Annotated in this window: 17 protein-coding genes; 11 read left to right on the forward strand and 6 right to left on the reverse strand. The window is 56.5% G+C overall.

All coding sequences use genetic code 11. The annotated features are described in order from the left end of the window. Positions 1-103: 103 nt before the first annotated feature. The 6 genes from FFB58_RS10115 to pdxK all read left to right on the forward strand — a co-directional run bounded on the left by FFB58_RS10115 (position 104) and on the right by pdxK (position 5,780). Positions 104-1,120: a sulfate ABC transporter substrate-binding protein gene (locus FFB58_RS10115; RefSeq protein WP_138369793.1), complete on the forward strand. Its 1,017-nt coding sequence runs from the start codon at positions 104-106 to the stop codon at positions 1,118-1,120. Further along, on the forward strand, positions 1,120-1,953 hold the full coding sequence (gene cysT, locus FFB58_RS10120; protein WP_039029663.1) for a sulfate/thiosulfate ABC transporter permease CysT: 834 nt from the start codon (positions 1,120-1,122) through the stop codon (positions 1,951-1,953). Before FFB58_RS10115 ends, cysT begins: the two co-directional genes overlap by 1 nt. Further along, entirely contained in the window at positions 1,953-2,828 is an 876-nt protein-coding gene (gene cysW / locus FFB58_RS10125) for a sulfate/thiosulfate ABC transporter permease CysW (protein WP_039029662.1), read from the forward strand. The genes cysT and cysW overlap by 1 nt, the downstream gene beginning before the upstream one ends. Next, positions 2,818-3,912 (forward strand): sulfate/thiosulfate ABC transporter ATP-binding protein CysA, encoded by a 1,095-nt coding sequence (gene cysA / locus FFB58_RS10130; protein WP_039029661.1) that lies wholly within the window; start codon positions 2,818-2,820, stop codon positions 3,910-3,912. The genes cysW and cysA overlap by 11 nt, the downstream gene beginning before the upstream one ends. Before the next feature lie 114 nt (positions 3,913-4,026). After that, positions 4,027-4,938: a cysteine synthase CysM gene (gene cysM / locus FFB58_RS10135; protein WP_039029660.1), complete on the forward strand. Its 912-nt coding sequence runs from the start codon at positions 4,027-4,029 to the stop codon at positions 4,936-4,938. 5 nt (positions 4,939-4,943) lie between these two features. Continuing rightward, positions 4,944-5,780 carry a pyridoxine/pyridoxal/pyridoxamine kinase gene (pdxK, locus tag FFB58_RS10140; RefSeq protein ID WP_138369794.1) on the forward strand — a complete coding sequence of 279 codons (837 nt, stop codon included), beginning with the start codon at positions 4,944-4,946 and terminating at the stop codon, positions 5,778-5,780. Between the two features lie 48 nt (positions 5,781-5,828). On the opposite strand, the gene crr is transcribed toward pdxK, so the two are convergent. The 5 genes from crr to cysZ form a co-directional block, all read right to left on the reverse strand. Beyond that, positions 5,829-6,332: a PTS glucose transporter subunit IIA gene (gene crr / locus FFB58_RS10145; RefSeq protein ID WP_039029658.1), complete on the reverse strand. Its 504-nt coding sequence runs from the start codon at positions 6,330-6,332 to the stop codon at positions 5,829-5,831. A gap of 43 nt (positions 6,333-6,375) precedes the next feature. Continuing rightward, positions 6,376-8,103, reverse strand: a complete 1,728-nt coding sequence (gene ptsI / locus FFB58_RS10150) for a phosphoenolpyruvate-protein phosphotransferase PtsI (protein WP_039029657.1) — start codon at positions 8,101-8,103, stop codon at positions 6,376-6,378. A 44-nt stretch (positions 8,104-8,147) separates the two neighbouring features. After that, positions 8,148-8,405, reverse strand: coding sequence for a phosphocarrier protein Hpr (gene ptsH, locus FFB58_RS10155; protein ID WP_000487600.1), 258 nt, complete (start codon positions 8,403-8,405; stop codon positions 8,148-8,150). A 378-nt stretch (positions 8,406-8,783) separates the two neighbouring features. After that, positions 8,784-9,755 carry a cysteine synthase A gene (gene cysK / locus FFB58_RS10165; RefSeq protein WP_039029656.1) on the reverse strand — a complete coding sequence of 324 codons (972 nt, stop codon included), beginning with the start codon at positions 9,753-9,755 and terminating at the stop codon, positions 8,784-8,786. A 154-nt stretch (positions 9,756-9,909) separates the two neighbouring features. Further along, positions 9,910-10,671 carry a sulfate transporter CysZ gene (gene cysZ / locus FFB58_RS10175; protein WP_039029655.1) on the reverse strand — a complete coding sequence of 254 codons (762 nt, stop codon included), beginning with the start codon at positions 10,669-10,671 and terminating at the stop codon, positions 9,910-9,912. A gap of 230 nt (positions 10,672-10,901) precedes the next feature. Here cysZ and zipA point away from each other — a divergent pair, with 230 nt between their 5' ends. From zipA to FFB58_RS10190, 3 genes are all read left to right on the forward strand, one after another. After that, on the forward strand, positions 10,902-11,885 hold the full coding sequence (zipA, locus tag FFB58_RS10180; RefSeq protein ID WP_138369796.1) for a cell division protein ZipA: 984 nt from the start codon (positions 10,902-10,904) through the stop codon (positions 11,883-11,885). Between the two features lie 69 nt (positions 11,886-11,954). Beyond that, positions 11,955-13,970: an NAD-dependent DNA ligase LigA gene (ligA, locus tag FFB58_RS10185; RefSeq protein WP_138369797.1), complete on the forward strand. Its 2,016-nt coding sequence runs from the start codon at positions 11,955-11,957 to the stop codon at positions 13,968-13,970. A 1-nt stretch (position 13,971) separates the two neighbouring features. Further along, positions 13,972-14,187, forward strand: coding sequence for a DUF3820 family protein (locus tag FFB58_RS10190; protein WP_039029652.1), 216 nt, complete (start codon positions 13,972-13,974; stop codon positions 14,185-14,187). On the opposite strand, the gene FFB58_RS10195 is transcribed toward FFB58_RS10190, so the two are convergent. Next, positions 14,184-15,182 (reverse strand): bile acid:sodium symporter family protein, encoded by a 999-nt coding sequence (locus tag FFB58_RS10195; RefSeq protein ID WP_039029651.1) that lies wholly within the window; start codon positions 15,180-15,182, stop codon positions 14,184-14,186. The two genes, FFB58_RS10190 and FFB58_RS10195, sit on opposite strands and share 4 nt — an antisense overlap. 89 nt (positions 15,183-15,271) lie before the next feature. On the opposite strand from FFB58_RS10195, the gene FFB58_RS10200 reads away from it, so the two are divergent. Both FFB58_RS10200 and xapA read left to right on the forward strand, forming a co-directional pair. Continuing rightward, positions 15,272-16,204 (forward strand): LysR family transcriptional regulator, encoded by a 933-nt coding sequence (locus FFB58_RS10200; protein ID WP_138369798.1) that lies wholly within the window; start codon positions 15,272-15,274, stop codon positions 16,202-16,204. Between the two features lie 159 nt (positions 16,205-16,363). Beyond that, positions 16,364-17,197 carry a xanthosine phosphorylase gene (xapA, locus tag FFB58_RS10205; protein ID WP_138369799.1) on the forward strand — a complete coding sequence of 278 codons (834 nt, stop codon included), beginning with the start codon at positions 16,364-16,366 and terminating at the stop codon, positions 17,195-17,197. The last annotated feature ends 6 nt before the right edge of the window (positions 17,198-17,203 follow it).

Below are 17,203 nucleotides of genomic sequence, written 5' to 3' on the forward strand. Positions count from 1 at the left end.
TTCTGCTTCCAAATCACTAAACGGTATATAAAACCGTTACTCCTTTAGTACTCGTTATAAATATGATGACCCTTAGAAAATCATCACATCTTAAGGGTGCGCAATGGCCGTTACTGTACTGAAAAAAGGATCTCTGGTGCTGGCAGCTTCCGTGTTGCTGGCCGCGCAGGCGCAGGCAACCGAGCTGTTGAACAGCTCTTATGACGTCTCGCGCGAGCTCTTTGCCGCCCTGAACCCGCCATTCGAACAGCAGTGGGCGAAAGACAATAACGGCGACAAACTGACGATCAAGCAGTCCCATGCCGGCTCGTCGAAGCAGGCGCTGGCCATTCTGCAGGGGCTGAAGGCCGATGTGGTCACCTATAACCAGATTACCGACGTGCAGATCCTGCACGACAAAGGCAAGCTGATCCCTGCCGACTGGCAGAGCCGTCTGCCGAACAACAGCTCGCCGTTCTACTCCACCATGGGCTTCCTGGTGCGTAAGGGCAACCCGAAGAACATTCACGACTGGAACGACCTCGTGCGTTCAGACGTGAAGCTGATTTTCCCGAACCCGAAAACCTCCGGCAACGCCCGTTACACCTATCTGGCCGCCTGGGGCGCAGCGGACAAAGCGGACGGCAACGATAAAGCCAAAACCGAACAGTTCATGACCCAGTTCCTGAAAAACGTCGAAGTGTTCGATACCGGCGGGCGCGGGGCGACCACCACCTTCGCGGAGCGCGGTCTGGGTGATGTGCTGATCAGCTTTGAATCGGAAGTGAACAACATCCGTAAGCAGTACGAAGCCCAGGGCTTTGAAGTGGTGATCCCGAAAACCAACGTGCTGGCGGAGTTCCCGGTGGCGTGGGTGGATAAAAACGTCGAAGCCAACGGCACAGAGAAAGCGGCGAAAGCCTATCTGAACTATCTCTACAGCCCGCAGGCCCAGACGGTGATCACCGATTATTACTATCGCGTGAATAACCCGGACGTGATGAACAAGCTGAAAGACAAATTCCCGCAGACCGACCTGTTCCGCGTGGAAGACCATTTTGGCGGCTGGCCTGAAGTGATGAAAACCCATTTCGCCAGCGGCGGTGAGTTAGACAAACTGTTGGCGGCGGGGCGTAAGTAATGTTTGCAGTTTCCTCCAGACGTGTGCTGCCGGGCTTTACCTTAAGCCTCGGGACCAGCCTGTTGTTCGTCTGTCTGATTTTGTTATTACCGCTCAGCGCGCTGGTGGTTCAGCTCTCTGAGATGAGCTGGTCCCAGTACTGGGAGGTGATCAGCAACCCGCAGGTGGTGGCGGCCTATAAAGTGACGCTGCTGTCGGCGTTTGTCGCTTCCATCTTCAACGGCGTGTTCGGCCTGCTGATGGCGTGGATCTTAACCCGCTACCGCTTCCCGGGCCGCACGCTGCTGGATGCGCTGATGGATTTACCCTTCGCGCTGCCGACGGCGGTGGCGGGCTTAACGCTCGCTTCGCTGTTCTCCGTTAACGGTTTTTACGGCGAGTGGCTGGCGAAGTTTGATATCAAAGTGACCTACACCTGGCTCGGCATTGCGGTGGCGATGGCCTTTACCAGCATCCCGTTTGTGGTGCGTACCGTGCAGCCGGTGCTGGAAGAGTTAGGTCCGGAATACGAAGAAGCGGCAGAGACCCTGGGCGCGACGCGCTGGCAGAGTTTCCGCAAAGTGGTGATGCCCGAGCTCTCTCCGGCTCTGCTGGCAGGCGTGGCGCTGTCGTTCACCCGCAGCCTCGGTGAGTTCGGCGCGGTGATTTTTATCGCCGGTAACATCGCGTGGAAAACCGAAGTGACCTCGCTGATGATTTTTGTCCGTTTGCAGGAGTTTGATTACCCGGCGGCGAGCGCCATTGCCTCGGTGATCCTCGCAGCCTCGCTGCTGCTGCTGTTCTCGATTAACACTCTGCAAAGTCGCTTTGGTCGACGCGTGGTAGGTCACTAATGGCGGAAGTTACTCAATTGAAACGCTACGACGCCCCCCGCATTAACTGGGGAAAATGGGTGCTGATCGGCACCGGCGTGCTGGTATCGGCCTTCATACTGGTCGTGCCGATGGTCTACATCTTTGTCCAGGCGTTCAGCAAGGGGATTATGCCCGCGCTGCAAAACCTGGCCGATCCGGATATGCTGCATGCGATCTGGCTGACGGTCATGATTGCCCTTATTACCGTGCCGGTGAACCTGGTGTTTGGCATCCTGCTGGCCTGGCTTGTGACGCGCTTTGACTTCCCGGGCCGCCAGCTGCTGCTGACCCTGCTGGACATTCCGTTTGCGGTCTCGCCGGTGGTCGCCGGTCTGGTCTATCTGCTGTTCTACGGCTCCAACGGCCCGCTGGGCGGCTGGCTGGATGAACATAACCTGCAGATCATGTTCGCCTGGCCGGGCATGGTGCTGGTCACGGTCTTTGTCACCTGTCCGTTTGTAGTGCGTGAGCTGGTGCCGGTGATGTTAAGTCAGGGCAGCAACGAAGACGAAGCGGCGGTTCTGCTGGGCGCATCCGGCTGGCAGATGTTCCGCCGCGTCACCCTGCCAAACATCCGCTGGGCGCTGCTGTATGGCGTGGTATTGACCAACGCCCGCGCGATTGGCGAGTTTGGCGCGGTGTCGGTAGTGTCCGGCTCGATCCGCGGCGAAACCCTGTCGCTGCCGTTACAAATTGAATTGCTGGAGCAGGACTATAACACCGTCGGTTCCTTTACCGCCGCAGCCCTGCTGACGCTGATGGCTATTTTGACCCTGTTTTTAAAGAGTATGGTGCAGTGGCGTTTAGAGAATCAGGCCAAACGCCAGCATCAGGAGGGAAATCATGAGCATTGAGATTGCCAATATTAAGAAGTCCTTTGGTCGCACCCAGGTGCTGAACGATATCTCGCTGGATATCCCTTCCGGACAAATGGTGGCGCTGCTGGGGCCGTCTGGCTCCGGGAAAACCACGCTGCTGCGTATTATCGCCGGTCTGGAGCACCAGACCAGCGGGCACATTCGCTTCCACGGCACCGACGTCAGCCGCCTGCACGCGCGCGACCGTAAGGTGGGATTCGTGTTCCAGCATTACGCCCTGTTCCGCCATATGACGGTGTTCGACAATATCGCCTTCGGCCTGACGGTGCTGCCGCGTCGTGAACGCCCGGACGCCGCGACCATCAAGGCGAAAGTCACCAAACTGCTGGAGATGGTGCAGCTGGCTCACCTGGCCGATCGCTATCCGGCGCAGCTGTCCGGTGGCCAGAAACAGCGCGTGGCCCTGGCCCGTGCCCTGGCGGTTGAGCCGCAAATTCTGCTGCTGGATGAACCTTTTGGCGCGCTGGATGCGCAGGTGCGTAAAGAGCTGCGCCGCTGGCTGCGTCAGCTGCACGAAGAGCTGAAGTTCACCAGCGTCTTCGTCACCCACGATCAGGAAGAGGCGATGGAGGTGGCCGACCGGGTGGTGGTGATGAGCCAGGGGAATATCGAACAGGTCGACGAACCCGATCAACTGTGGCGCGAGCCGGCAACCCGCTTCGTGCTGGAGTTTATGGGCGAAGTGAACCGTCTGCACGGCAACATCCGCGGCGGTCAGTTCCACGTCGGCGCCCACCGCTGGCCGCTCGGCTATACGCCTGCGTATCAGGGGCCGGTGGATCTCTTCCTGCGCCCGTGGGAAGTGGACGTCAGCCGCCGCACCAGCCTCGACTCGCCGCTGCCGGTCCAGGTGCTGGAAGCCAGCCCGAAAGGTCACTATACCCAGCTGGTGGTGCAGCCGCTCGGCTGGTACAGCGAACCGCTGACGGTGGTGATGCGCGACGAAGAGCCGCCATACCGCGGTGAACGCCTGTTTGTCGGTCTGCAACACGCGCGTATTTATCACGATAATGATCGCATCGAGACGCGGGGAGATCTTGCTCTGGCGGAATCTGCCTGATAGTTTATTGACCATGTTTATCGCCCGGTGGCGCTTCGCTTACCGGGCCTACAAAAATACGGATGTAGGCCGGGTAAGCGAAGCGCCACCCGGCTTTTTTATTGAGTAAAAATCGTGAATACACTCGAACAAACCATCGGCAACACCCCCCTGATCAAACTGCAGCGCATGGGGCCGGACAACGGCAGCGAAATCTGGATCAAACTGGAAGGCAACAACCCGGCGGGTTCGGTCAAGGATCGGGCTGCGCTGTCGATGATTGTCCAGGCGGAAAAGCGCGGAGAAATCAAACCGGGCGATGTGCTGATCGAGGCGACCAGCGGGAATACCGGCATTGCGCTGGCGATGATTGCCGCGCTTAAAGGCTACCGCATGAAGCTGCTGATGCCGGACAACATGAGCCAGGAGCGCCGTGCCGCGATGCGCGCTTACGGTGCCGAGCTGATTCTGGTGACCAAAGAGCAGGGCATGGAAGGGGCGCGCGATTTAGCGCAAGCGATGGCTGAGCGCGGTGAAGGCAAGCTGCTCGATCAGTTCAATAATCCTGATAACCCCTACGCGCATTACACCACCACCGGGCCGGAGATCTGGCAGCAGACCGAAGGGCGCATCACCCATTTCGTCTCCAGCATGGGCACCACGGGCACCATCACCGGTGTCTCCCGTTTTCTGCGCGAGCAGGAAAAGGCGGTCACCATTGTCGGCCTGCAGCCGGAAGAGGGCAGCAGCATCCCGGGTATTCGCCGCTGGCCTGCGGAGTACATGCCGGGCATCTTTAATGCCCAGCTTGTGGACCAGGTGCTGGATATTCACCAGCGCGAGGCGGAAAATACCATGCGTGAACTGGCCGTGCGCGAAGGCGTTTTCTGCGGCGTCAGTTCTGGCGGCGCGGTAGCGGGTGCACTGCGGATTGCAGAGGCAGTGCCCGGCGCGGTAGTCGTGGCGATCATCTGCGATCGCGGCGATCGCTATTTATCTACCGGCGTCTTTGGTGAGGAGAGCTATGCGCAGGGCGCAGGGATCTAAACGCGATGGAGATGATTTTATTCCGGGATAAAACCCGGGCGCAGCAGAGCGATATTGTGGCGGTTCAGTCCCAGGTGGTGTACGGCAGCGTGGGTAACAGCATTGCGGTACCCAATATCCGCCAGCATCGTCTTAACGTGACGGCGGTCCCGACGGTGCTGTTCAGTAATACTCCGCACTACGACACCTTTTACGGCGGGGTGATCCCCGACGAATGGTTCAGCGGTTACCTGAAAGCGCTGGAAGAGCGTGACATTTTGCGCGAGCTGAAGGCGGTCACTACCGGCTATATGGGCAGCGCCAGCCAGATTATCCTGCTGGCAAACTGGCTGCGCGCGGTGAAGGTGCAGCATCCCGACCTGCTTATTCTTGTCGATCCGGTGATTGGCGACACCGACAGCGGAACCTACGTTAAACCCGAAATCCCGGAAGCCTACCGCCAGCATCTGCTGCCGCTGGCGCAGGGGATTACGCCGAACGTCTACGAGCTGGAAGTGCTCAGCGGAAAAACCTGTCGCGATAACGACAGCGCCATTGCCGCCGCAAAAGGGCTGCTTTCCGATACCCTGCAGTGGGTGGCGATCACCAGCGCCCCTGTAAGTGGCGATGCGGACGCTATTCATGTGGTGCTGGTCTCCCACGATAACGTGACGGTCAGCGCGCACCCACGTATCAAAGCCGATCTGAAAGGCACCGGCGATCTCTTCTGTTCTGAGCTGGTGAGTGCGCTGGTACAGCAGGAGAGCGTGGCGGCGGCGATAAGCCGGGCAGGGGACAGGGTGACGCAGGTCATGCAGTACACCCAGGAGAAGGGTTACGACGAGCTGGTTTTACCTGCGTAACAAACAAAAATGGCGCCCGAAGGCGCCATTTCTCTGTGCGGCCAAAAATTACTTTTTGATGCGGATAACCGGGGTTTCACCCACGGTAACGCTGCCGGACAGTTTGATCAGTTCTTTGATTTCGTCCATGTTGGAGATAACAACCGGAGTCAGGGTAGACTTGGCTTTCTCTTCCAGCAGTGGCAGATCGAATTCAATAACCGGGTCGCCAACTTTAACGCGCTGGCCTTCTTCAGCGATACGCTTGAAGCCTTCGCCTTTCAGCTCGACGGTGTCGATACCGAAGTGAACGAACAGCTCAATACCGCTATCAGATTCGATAGAGAATGCGTGGTTGGTTTCAAAGATCTTACCGATGGTACCATCTACCGGTGCAACCATTTTGTTACCGGTTGGTTTGATAGCAATGCCATCACCCACGATTTTCTCTGCAAACACGACATCCGGCACGTCTTCGATGTTGACGATTTCACCAGACAGCGGAGCAACAATCTCAATAGTTCCGGTGTCGTTGTTGCCTTTGTCACCGAACAGTTTACTAAATAACCCCATTAGCCATCTCTCCTAAGCAGTAAATTGGGCCGCATCTCGTGGATTAGCAGATTGTTTTTTCTTCAATGAACTTGTTAACCAGCGTCATTAACTCGTCCGTTGTCGGTTGAGCAAGAGCCTGCTCTGCTAATACCTTCGCATCTTCGAAGTTCGTGTTACGGATGATCTTCTTAATGCGCGGGATGGAAATGGCGCTCATAGAGAATTCGTCCAGACCCATACCCAGCAACAGAAGTGTAGCACGTTCGTCGCCTGCAAGCTCACCACACATACCAGTCCATTTGCCTTCTGCATGAGAAGCATCAATAACTTGCTTGATAAGCGTCAGGACGGACGGTGACATTGGCTGGTAAAGATGTGAAATCATATCATTACCACGGTCAACTGCCAGGGTGTACTGGGTTAAATCGTTGGTACCAATACTAAAGAAATCGACTTCTTTCGCTAAATGACGGGCAATCGTTGCTGCGGCTGGGGTTTCCACCATCACGCCAACTTCGATGGATTCATCGAATGCTTTACCTTCGTCACGCAGTTCCTGTTTGTAGATCTCAATCTCTTTCTTCAGTGCGCGCACTTCTTCAACAGAGATGATCATCGGGAACATGATGCGCAGCTTACCGAAAGCGGAAGCACGCAGGATAGCGCGAACCTGGTCGCGCAGGATCTCTTTACGATCCATTGCGATACGCACGGCACGCCAGCCCAGGAACGGGTTCTCTTCTTTCGGGAAGTTCATGTACGGCAGCTCTTTGTCGCCACCGATGTCCATGGTACGGACGATAACGGCCTGGGAGCCACAGGCTTCAGCAACCGCTTTATAGGCAGCGAACTGCTCTTCTTCGGTTGGCAGGGCGTCACGGTCCATGAACAGGAATTCAGTACGATAGAGACCAACACCTTCCGCACCGTTGCGCTCAGCGCCATCGACGTCGCGAACGGTACCGATGTTTGCGCACACTTCAACCTGATGACCATCCAGGGTGATGGCTGGCAGATCTTTCAGCTTAGCCAGCTCCGCTTTTTCAGTCGCAACCTGCTCCTGAACCGCGCGCAGTTTTTCGATCTCTTCGTTAGTTGGGTTGACGTAAACCAGATTGTTTACGGCATCCAGAATCAGATAGTCGTCGTTTTTAACCTGAGCGGTGACGCTACCGGTACCTACGATGGCTGGCAGCTCCAGAGAACGCGCCATGATAGAGGTGTGGGAGGTACGGCCACCGGCGTCAGTGATGAAACCCAGCACCTTGTTCAGGTTCAGCTGTGCGGTTTCTGACGGGGTCAGGTCAGCAGCAACCAGGATAACTTCATCCTGAATGGCGCTCAGATCGATGATGGCAAGGCCGAGGATGTTGCGCAGCAGGCGCTTACCGATATCACGCACGTCAGCCGCACGCTCTTTCAGGTATTCATCGTCCAGCTCTTCCAGGGCAGTTGCCTGACCTTCGATAACTTCATGCGCAGCGGCATCCGCCGTCATGCCTTTATCTTTAATCAGGGCTATGATTTCCTGCTCAAGCTCCTCATCTTCGAGCAACATGATGTGCCCTTCGAAGATGGCTTCTTTTTCTTCACCGAAAGTTTCGCCAGCTTTAGTTTTGATCGTTTCCAGCTGCGCAGATGCTTTTGCACGGCCGCTCAGAAAACGTTCAACTTCCTGATTTACCTTATCAGCAGAAATTTTTTTCCGGTCGATGACGATCTCGTCTTCTTTCAGCAGCAGTGCTTTGCCGAAAGCGATACCCGGGGATGCTAAAATGCCTGAAATCATAACCCTACCTTACTTGTGACTGATATTTAAAAGAACCCGGAAACTTACTCGAGCTCAGCCATCAGTTTTACCAGATGCTCAACTGCTTTCTGCTCGTCTTCGCCTTCAGCGGAGATGGTCACAACGGTGCCCTGAGTCAGACCCAGAGTCTGCAGTTTGAACAGGCTTTTTGCGCTCGCGCTTTTGCCGTTGGAAGTCACAGTGATCTCAGAAGTGAAGCCTTTTGCTTCTTTAACAAACTGAGCAGCAGGGCGGGTGTGCAGACCGTTCGGAGCGGTAATGGTAACTTCTTGCTGGAACATTGTATTTCCCCAACTTATTGGTTTAGTGTTGTGGAACTAAAGTCTAGCCTGGCGGCAGGACTTTAGCCTGTATTGTTAGCACCGGTTCAACGGCACGTGACACCAAAGTGTCAAACATATCCGGTGCTGGCATGTCAGGCTGCTGACGTCTCGCTCGACATTAAACATTATGCCGCGAAAGCAAGACTTGAACCAAATCATAAAATCGATTCAGCAGCGGGAATTCCTGCAACGATTAATTTCGTGCTTCAAAATAATTGTCAGCTTAAATACCAGAGCCAACGGGGTTGAGCAATGCCGGAAGAGATAAAAGTTTGAAGCAGGCCACAAAAAAGCACCCATATGGGTGCTTTTTTACGCGATATTTACATTCTGGCACTACTGTTGCAGTTCTTTCTCGGTAAAGAGATCGGCAAACAGTGCAGTACTTAAATAACGCTCACCCGACGATGGAAGAATAACCACGATATTCTTATTGGTAAAGGTTTCATCTTCGAGTAATTTCAGCGCGGCGGCGACGGCAGCACCGGAAGAGATACCTGCCAGAATGCCTTCTTCTTCCATCAGGCGACGTGCGGTAGAGATAGCTTCATCGTTAGTGATAGCCACCACTTTATCAATCAGTTTCAGATCCAGGTTGCCCGGAATAAAGCCCGCGCCGATACCCTGAATTTTATGCGGGCCTGGCTTCAGCTCTTCACCGGCCAGCGCCTGGGCAATTACCGGAGAATCGGTTGGTTCAACGGCAACGGTAATCAGATCCTTTTTACCTTTTGTGCCTTTAATATAGCGGCTAACGCCAGTCAGCGTACCGCCGGTACCCACACCTGAAATAAAGACATCAACCTGGCCGTCGGTATCTTCCCAGATTTCCGGACCGGTGGTCTTCTCGTGAATTTCCGGGTTAGCCGGGTTGCTGAACTGCTGGAGCAGCAGATATTTCGCCGGATCGCTGGCAACAATTTCTTCGGCTTTCTGAATCGCGCCTTTCATACCTTTAGCGCCTTCGGTTAAGACCAGATTTGCGCCCAGGGCTTTCAGCAGCTTGCGACGTTCAATACTCATGGTCTCAGGCATGGTCAGCGTCAGCTTATACCCGCGTGCTGCGGCAACATAGGCCAGCGCGATCCCGGTGTTACCGCTGGTTGGCTCAACCAGCTCCACGCCAGGCTTCAACACGCCACGCTTTTCCGCATCCCAAATCATATTGGCACCGATACGGCATTTTACGCTGAAGCTTGGGTTACGAGATTCCACCTTAGCCAGAATGCGTCCATTACCGATACGGTTCAGTCGAACCAGGGGCGTGTGACCGATAGTCAGCGAGTTGTCTTCAAAAATCTTACTCATGGCCTGTCCTTAACTGTTTGAAATTGGGATACCGACCCAGCATACCTGTTGCAAAAGTATGGGGAAGTAAGGAATTCGCATATCTATATGCTGCAAGGAAATAATGGGGATCAGTATGGAATAAGGGATGGCATAAGCCACCCCTTTTTTTAACTTATTTCCACAACGCGTGTTTGTCTCGATAACAGTCGACCCACATCGCCGTCGCGCCGCAGACCGCCACCGGCATGATGAAAAGATTCAGGAACGGAATCATGGTGAACAGGCTGGTCAGCGCGCCAAACTGCATATTGGCCACCTTACGGCTGCGCAAGGCAGTGCGCATCTCTTTAAACGGTACCTTATGGTTATCGAACGGGTAGTCGCAATACTGAATGGCCAGCATCCAGGCGCTGAACAGGAACCACAGCACGGGCGCAACGGTCTGGCCGATCCCCGGTATAAAGTAGAGAAGCAGCAGCACGATGGCGCGGGGCAGATACCACGCCAGCTTCTGCCACTCGCGTTTCATGATGCGCGGCAGATCTTTCATGATACCCAGCACGCCGGTATCTGGTGGTGTGGCACCCGTGAGCCGGGCCTCAAGCTGTTCGGCCAGCAGACCGTTAAAGGGGGCCGCAATCCAGTTGGCAATGGTCGAGAAGAAATAGCCAAACACCAGCAGAACCGAAATGATAACGATTGGCCACAGCAGATAGCTCAGCCACTGCAGCCAGTCGGGAACATGGCTCATCAGCGCCGGGATCCAGGTATCGAGGCGGGTAAACAGCCACCAGAAGGCGCCACCCATCAGCAGAATGTTGATCAGCAGAGGCAGGATCACAAAACGTCTGATTCCGGGCAATGAAACCAGTTTCCAGCCCTGGGAAAAGTACCAGACGCCGCTGCGTGGAGGGGAAGATGTCGATGAAACCATAACCAGGTTGAGCTCCTTTTATCACAACCAGTGAAATTGCCTGCCTATATTAGCCAGTTGCGGCACGTTGACCAGTTCAGAAATGTTCGAAAAAACAGCAAAAAGCACGATTTAGTTCATCTTTATGCTGCGAATGCTCTGCACGCACTTGCACTTGACGTAATCGGCAAATACTCTTAGTGAGTAAATGTTTGCCGTGGTGGCAAGGTGTTAGAACAACAGAGAATATAATGATGCAGGATTTGCGTCTGATATTAATCATTGTTGGCGCGATCGCCATAATCGCTTTACTGGTACATGGTTTCTGGACCAGCCGTAAAGAGCGCTCTTCTATGTTTCGCGATCGCCCACTGAAGCGCATGAAGTCTAACCGTGACGACGATAGCGATGACGATATCGACGAGACGGAAGACGAGGGTGTGGGTGAAGTACGCGTTCATCGGGCGAATACTGCGCCCGGCGCAGGCCATGGGGAGCATGAAGCGCCTCGTCAGCCTCCGCAGCATCAGTACCAGCCGCCTTACGCATCTGCTCAGCCACGTCCGGCTTCGCCGCAGCCTGTGGCCGAACCGGTACACCAGCCGCAGCAGCAACCGCAGCAGCATGAACCTGTGCGTCAGCAGCCGGTGCAACAGCCGCAGTATGCCGCTCAGCCTGAACCTCAGCCGCAGCCTCAACCCGTCGTGCAGCAGGCTCCACAGCCGGTAGCTCCTGCGCCGCAACCCGCCCCAGCGCCTGTCGCAGAGCCAGAGCCGGTTGTCGAAGCTGCGCCAGTGGTTGAAAAACCGCAGCGTAAAGAGACGGTGATTGTCATGAGCGTGGCGGCCCACCAGGGCACGACCATTAACGGTGAAGTGCTGCTCAACAGCATTCATCAGGCGGGCTTTAAGTTTGGCGACATGAATATTTTCCATCGCCATCTCAGCCCTGATGGCAGCGGTCCTTCGCTGTTCAGCCTGGCGAACATGGTTAATCCGGGAACCTTTGATCCTGAGATGACCGGTGATTTCACCACGCCGGGTATTACGATCTTTATGCAGGTGCCGTCTTATGGCGATGAACTGCAAAACTTTAAGCTGATGCTGCAGTCTGCCCAGCACATCGCCGATGAAGTCGGCGGTATGGTGCTCGACGATCAGCGTCGAATGATGACGCCGCAGAAACTGCGCGAATATCAGGACCGCATCCGCGAAGTTAAAGAAGCTAACGCGTAAACGTCCGCGTTTTGTTTCACACCTCCTCAACCCCCGCATGTCGGGGGTTTTTCTCATTAATGGTGCGACATGGACTCAATCGAACAACAACTTACCGAACTGCGAACCACGCTTCGCCACCATGAATATCTTTATCATGTGATGGATGCGCCAGAAGTGCCGGACGCGGAGTATGACCGTCTGATGCGTGAGCTGCGTGAGCTTGAAGCGCAGCACCCGGAGCTAATCACGCCGGACTCGCCTACCCAGCGCGTCGGGGCGGCACCGCTGGCCTTTTTCAGCCAGGTACGTCACGAAGTGCCGATGCTGTCGCTGGATAACGTCTTCGACGAAGAGAGCTTCCTCGCCTTCAACAAACGCGTGCAGGATCGCCTGAAGCAGACCGATGCCCTGAGCTGGTGCTGCGAACTGAAGCTGGATGGCCTGGCCGTCAGCATTCTTTACGAAAACGGGGTGATGATCCGCGCGGCTACCCGCGGCGACGGCACCACCGGCGAGGACATTACCGCCAACGTGCGCACCATCCGCGCTATTCCGCTCAAGTTACATGGCGAGAACATTCCGGCCCGTCTCGAAGTGCGCGGCGAAGTGTTCCTCCCACAGGCGGGCTTTGAAAAAATCAACGAAGAGGCGCGCCGCACCGGGGGCAAAATCTTCGCTAACCCCCGCAACGCCGCCGCAGGCTCGCTACGCCAGCTGGATCCGCGCATCACCGCGAAGCGACCGCTCACTTTCTTTTGCTACGGCGTCGGCATCCTGGAGGGGGGCGAGCTGCCTGATACCCACCTGGGCCGCCTGCTGCAGTTTAAGGCCTGGGGCCTGCCGGTCAGTAACCGCGTTCAGCTGTGCGACTCACCGGAAGCGGTGCTGGCGTTTTACCGTCAGGTCGAAGCCGATCGCCCGACGCTGGGTTTTGATATCGACGGCGTGGTCATCAAAGTGAACTCCCTCGCGCTGCAGGAGCAGTTAGGCTTTGTCGCCCGCGCGCCGCGCTGGGCGGTAGCCTTTAAGTTCCCGGCGCAGGAGCAGATGACCTTCGTGCGCGATGTGGAGTTTCAGGTGGGCCGTACCGGGGCGATAACGCCGGTCGCGCGTCTGGAGCCCGTTCAGGTGGCCGGGGTGCTGGTCAGCAATGCGACCCTGCATAACGCCGACGAAATCGACCGTCTGGGGCTGCGTATCGGCGATAAAGTGGTGATCCGCCGTGCCGGGGACGTGATCCCGCAGGTGGTGAACGTGGTGGAGTCAGAACGTCCTGACGATACGCGCGCCGTTGAGTTCCCGACCCACTGTCCGGTGTGCGGTTCCGACGTTGAGCGCGTCGAAGGCGAAGCCGTTGCCCGCTGTACCGGCGGATTAGTCTGCGGTGCCCAGCGCAAAGAGTCGCTGAAACACTTCGTCTCCCGCCGGGCGATGGACGTTGACGGCATGGGCGACAAAATCATCGATCAGCTGGTGGAGAAAGAGTACGTCCTTACGCCTGCTGACCTGTTCCGCCTGACGCCGGGCAAGCTGACCGGTCTGGATCGCATGGGGCCGAAGTCCGCACAGAACGTGGCCGACGCGCTGGAAAAAGCCAAAGAGACCACCTTTGCCCGTTTCCTCTATGCGTTAGGCATTCGCGAAGTGGGCGAGGCAACCGCTGCCGGGCTGGCCGGGTATTTCGGTACGCTCGAGGCGCTTGAGAAGGCCTCCATCGACGAGCTGCAAAAGGTGCCGGACGTCGGCATCGTGGTTGCAACCCACGTCTTTAACTTCTTCTCGGAAGAGAGCAACCGCGAGGTTATCGGCCAGCTGCTGAACGAAGGTATTCGCTGGCCTGCGCCGCAGGTCATTAACGCCGAAGAGATCGACAGCCCGTTTGCCGGTAAAACCGTGGTGCTGACCGGCAGCCTGAGCCAGCTTTCGCGCGATGATGCTAAAGCGCGGCTGGTCGCGCTGGGGGCCAAAGTGGCAGGCAGCGTGTCGAAGAAAACCGACCTGGTGATTGCCGGTGAAGCGGCGGGATCCAAGCTGGCCAAAGCGCAGGAGCTGGGGATTGACGTGATTGACGAAGCCGAAATGCTGCGTCTGTTAGGAGAGTAACGTGGATAAAGCGCAGCTTATCGAGATAGCCAACACCGAAATGCCGTTCGGCAAGTACAAAGGCCGACGGCTGATTGATGTGCCGGAAGAGTATCTGCTGTGGTTTGCCCGTAAGGATCAATTTCCTGCCGGGCATCTTGGCGAGCTGATGGCGCTAACGTTACTGATTAAAACCGAAGGGCTGACCCAGTTGGTTCAGCCCCTGAGACGTCCTTAAACTTTTGCCGTGCGGGCCTGCTCCCGGGCCTGCAACTCCTCGGTCTGGCGTTTGTAGCGACGTGCCAGCACCGCGCAAATCATCAACTGCAGCTGGTGGAAGATCATCAGCGGCAGCACCATCATCCCGATCACCGAGGTCGGGAACAGAATGTTGGCCATCGGGATGCCGTTTGCCAGGCTCTTTTTCGAACCACAGAAGACAATGGTGATTTCATCGGCTTTGTTAAAGCCAAAGCGGCGGGCGGCAAAGACGTTGATGGCAATGATAATCCCCAGCAGTACCAGGCTGACCACCACAATAAACAGCAGCGAACCAACCCCCACCTTATTCCAGATACCATTCACCACGGCTTCGCTGAACGCGGAATAGACCACCAGCAGAATCGATGACTGATCGGTTTTGGCAATCCACTTCTTATGCTTCGCCACAAAGGCCCCGGTCCACGGACGGGAAAGATGACCCAGCACAAACGGCAGCAGCAGCTGGAGCATGATTTTGCCCACCTGATCCAGGCTTCCTTCCGCGCCGTGCATGTTCATCACCAGCCCAACCAGCAGCGGCGACAGGAAAATCCCCAACAGGCTGGAGGCTGACGCCGAGCAGACGGCGGCCGCCACGTTGCCCCCCGCCATGGAGGTAAAGGCAATTGCCGACTGCACCGTCGCCGGCAATATGCAGAGGTACAGGAAGCCGGTATAGATCGCCGGATCGACGTTAACCGGCGCCCACCAGGCAAACAGCACGCCCAACACGGGGAAGACAACAAAGGTGCTGCACATCACCCACAGATGAAGTCGCCAGTGGCTGCCCCCCGCGATAATCGCCTCGCGGGAGAGTTTTGCCCCGTGCATAAAGAACAGCAACGCGATGGCGGCGGTAGTCAAACCTTCAAAAAAGGGGACAAAGCCACCCTGGGCAGGGAAGAAGGAGGCGAGCAGTACCACGACGATAAGGGTGATAGTGAATGGATCGAGAATGCGGAAAAGTTTCATAAACGCTCCTGAAAACAGATAGCGCTATTGTGCTTTTATCTGTTTGAGAAATAAAATTGATTTATTGCATCAATTCATGAGTAAAACAGATGAATTACTCTCTGCGGCAACTTCGTGTATTTGTCACCGTCGCGCAGGCGAAGAGTTTCAGCCGCGCGGGGGAGATGATTGGCCTGAGCCAGTCGGCGGTGAGCCATAGCGTGAAAGAGCTGGAGTTGCAGGCCGGCGTGCGGCTACTCGATCGTACTACGCGGGAAGTGGTGCTGACGGAGGCGGGCCAGCAGCTGGCCGCGCGTCTCGAAAGACTGCTGGATGAGCTGAGCAGCACGCTACGGGATGCGGGCCGGGTAGGGCAGCAGCTCTCCGGCACCGTGCGGGTGGCCGCCAGCCAGACCATTTCAGCGCATCTCATCCCCCACTGTATTGCCCGGAGCAATCACCTCTACCCGGATATCAAATTTGTTCTCCACGACCGCCCCCAGCAGTGGGTACTGGAGAGCATTCGCCAGGGGGAGGTGGATTTTGGCATCGTTATCGATCCCGGTGCGGCAACCGATCTTGAGTGTGAGACGGTGCTGTCGGAGCCTTTCCTGCTGCTGTGCCGCGACGATCACCCCTTCGCCGGGCGAGAATCGGTGGGCTGGCAGGAGCTTCATGCCCAGCGGCTGGTCTTACAGGATTACGCCTCCGGGAGCCGACCGCTGATTGACGCCGCGCTGGCGGGTTTTGCGGTTGAGGCGGATATTGTGCAGGAGATCGGCCATCCGGCGACCTTGTTTCCGATGGTCGAGGCGGGGATTGGCATCAGCGTATTACCCGCCCTGGCGCTGCCCCTGCCGCAGGGAAGCCATTTGCAGGTAAAACGCCTCACCCCGGTGGTGGAGCGACAGTTGATGCTGGTGCGACGTAAAAATCGTTCGCTCTCCACCGCAGCTCAGGCGCTGTGGGACGTGGTGCGGATGCAGGCCTGTGAACTCACCGCCGGGCGCGTGCAAAACCCGCTGTATCAGATCTCTTCGTAATACTTCTTCTTCGCCAGCCTCCCGGCTGGGGAAGCTGAATTCTCTTTTGAATCAATACAGAACCTGTATCGATCGACACGGAAAAGTGTATTGGTAAAGGGCCCCTCCCTCTCGCTATAAAAAGGCGGTACCCACATTTACTCATAATAAGGACTTCCCATGAGCCACTCTCATTTCTCGCCAAATCCCGGCTATAGCGCAGACATTATTCGCGGTTACAAACCCGGCTTTACGCCACGTGTGGCACTGATCCTCGGCTCGGGTTTAGGTGCCCTGGCAGAGCAAATTGAAGGCGCAGTGGCCATCTCTTACGAGAAGCTGCCCGGGTTCCCGGTCAGTACGGTCCACGGGCATGCCGGCGAGCTGGTGCTCGGTCATCTGGCAGGTGTTCCGGTGGCGTGCATGAAAGGGCGCGGACATTTCTATGAAGGGCGGGGGATGAGCGTGATGACCGATGCGATCCGCACGCTCAAACTGCTGGGCTGCGAGCTGCTGTTTTGTACCAATGCCGCAGGCTCGTTGCGCCCCAACGTGGGCCCCGGCAGCCTGGTGGCGTTGAGCGATCACATCAACACTATGCCAGGGACGCCGATGGTGGGGCTGAACGACGATCGTTATGGCGAGCGTTTCTTCTCCCTGGCGAATGCCTATGACGCCGATTATCGCGCGCTGCTCCAGGCGGTGGCCGCTGAAGAGGGCTTCCCGCTTACCGAAGGGGTGTTTGTCTCGTATCCGGGACCAAACTTCGAAACGGCGGCAGAGATCCGCATGATGCAGATCCTTGGCGGGGATGTGGTAGGAATGTCCGTGGTGCCGGAGGTGATTGCCGCGCGCCATTGCGGGCTTAAGGTGGTTGCCGTGTCGGCCATTACCAACCTGGCGGAAGGGCTGGGAGACATTAAGCTTTCCCATGCGCAAACCCTGGCCGCCGCTGAACTCTCCCGGCAAAACTTTATCAACCTGATTTGCGGCTTCTTACGCAAATTGGCCTGATACCCA

It is taken from the genome of Enterobacter sp. MF024 (assembly GCF_005843915.1).
Lineage (GTDB): Bacteria > Pseudomonadota > Gammaproteobacteria > Enterobacterales > Enterobacteriaceae > Enterobacter > Enterobacter barmai.

Coding starts and splice junctions, on each gene's coding strand:
- cysW (WP_039029662.1), top strand. CDS start 1,953: ATGGCGGAAGTTACTCAATTGAAACGCTACGACGCCCCCCGCATTAAC.
- FFB58_RS10200 (WP_138369798.1), top strand. CDS start 15,272: ATGAATTACTCTCTGCGGCAACTTCGTGTATTTGTCACCGTCGCGCAG.
- xapA (WP_138369799.1), top strand. CDS start 16,364: ATGAGCCACTCTCATTTCTCGCCAAATCCCGGCTATAGCGCAGACATT.
- cysA (WP_039029661.1), top strand. CDS start 2,818: ATGAGCATTGAGATTGCCAATATTAAGAAGTCCTTTGGTCGCACCCAG.
- ligA (WP_138369797.1), top strand. CDS start 11,955: ATGGACTCAATCGAACAACAACTTACCGAACTGCGAACCACGCTTCGC.
- ptsH (WP_000487600.1), bottom strand. CDS start 8,405: ATGTTCCAGCAAGAAGTTACCATTACCGCTCCGAACGGTCTGCACACC.
- cysK (WP_039029656.1), bottom strand. CDS start 9,755: ATGAGTAAGATTTTTGAAGACAACTCGCTGACTATCGGTCACACGCCC.
- crr (WP_039029658.1), bottom strand. CDS start 6,332: ATGGGGTTATTTAGTAAACTGTTCGGTGACAAAGGCAACAACGACACC.
- cysZ (WP_039029655.1), bottom strand. CDS start 10,671: ATGGTTTCATCGACATCTTCCCCTCCACGCAGCGGCGTCTGGTACTTT.
- pdxK (WP_138369794.1), top strand. CDS start 4,944: ATGGAGATGATTTTATTCCGGGATAAAACCCGGGCGCAGCAGAGCGAT.
- cysT (WP_039029663.1), top strand. CDS start 1,120: ATGTTTGCAGTTTCCTCCAGACGTGTGCTGCCGGGCTTTACCTTAAGC.
- zipA (WP_138369796.1), top strand. CDS start 10,902: ATGATGCAGGATTTGCGTCTGATATTAATCATTGTTGGCGCGATCGCC.
- FFB58_RS10195 (WP_039029651.1), bottom strand. CDS start 15,182: ATGAAACTTTTCCGCATTCTCGATCCATTCACTATCACCCTTATCGTC.
- FFB58_RS10115 (WP_138369793.1), top strand. CDS start 104: ATGGCCGTTACTGTACTGAAAAAAGGATCTCTGGTGCTGGCAGCTTCC.
- ptsI (WP_039029657.1), bottom strand. CDS start 8,103: ATGATTTCAGGCATTTTAGCATCCCCGGGTATCGCTTTCGGCAAAGCA.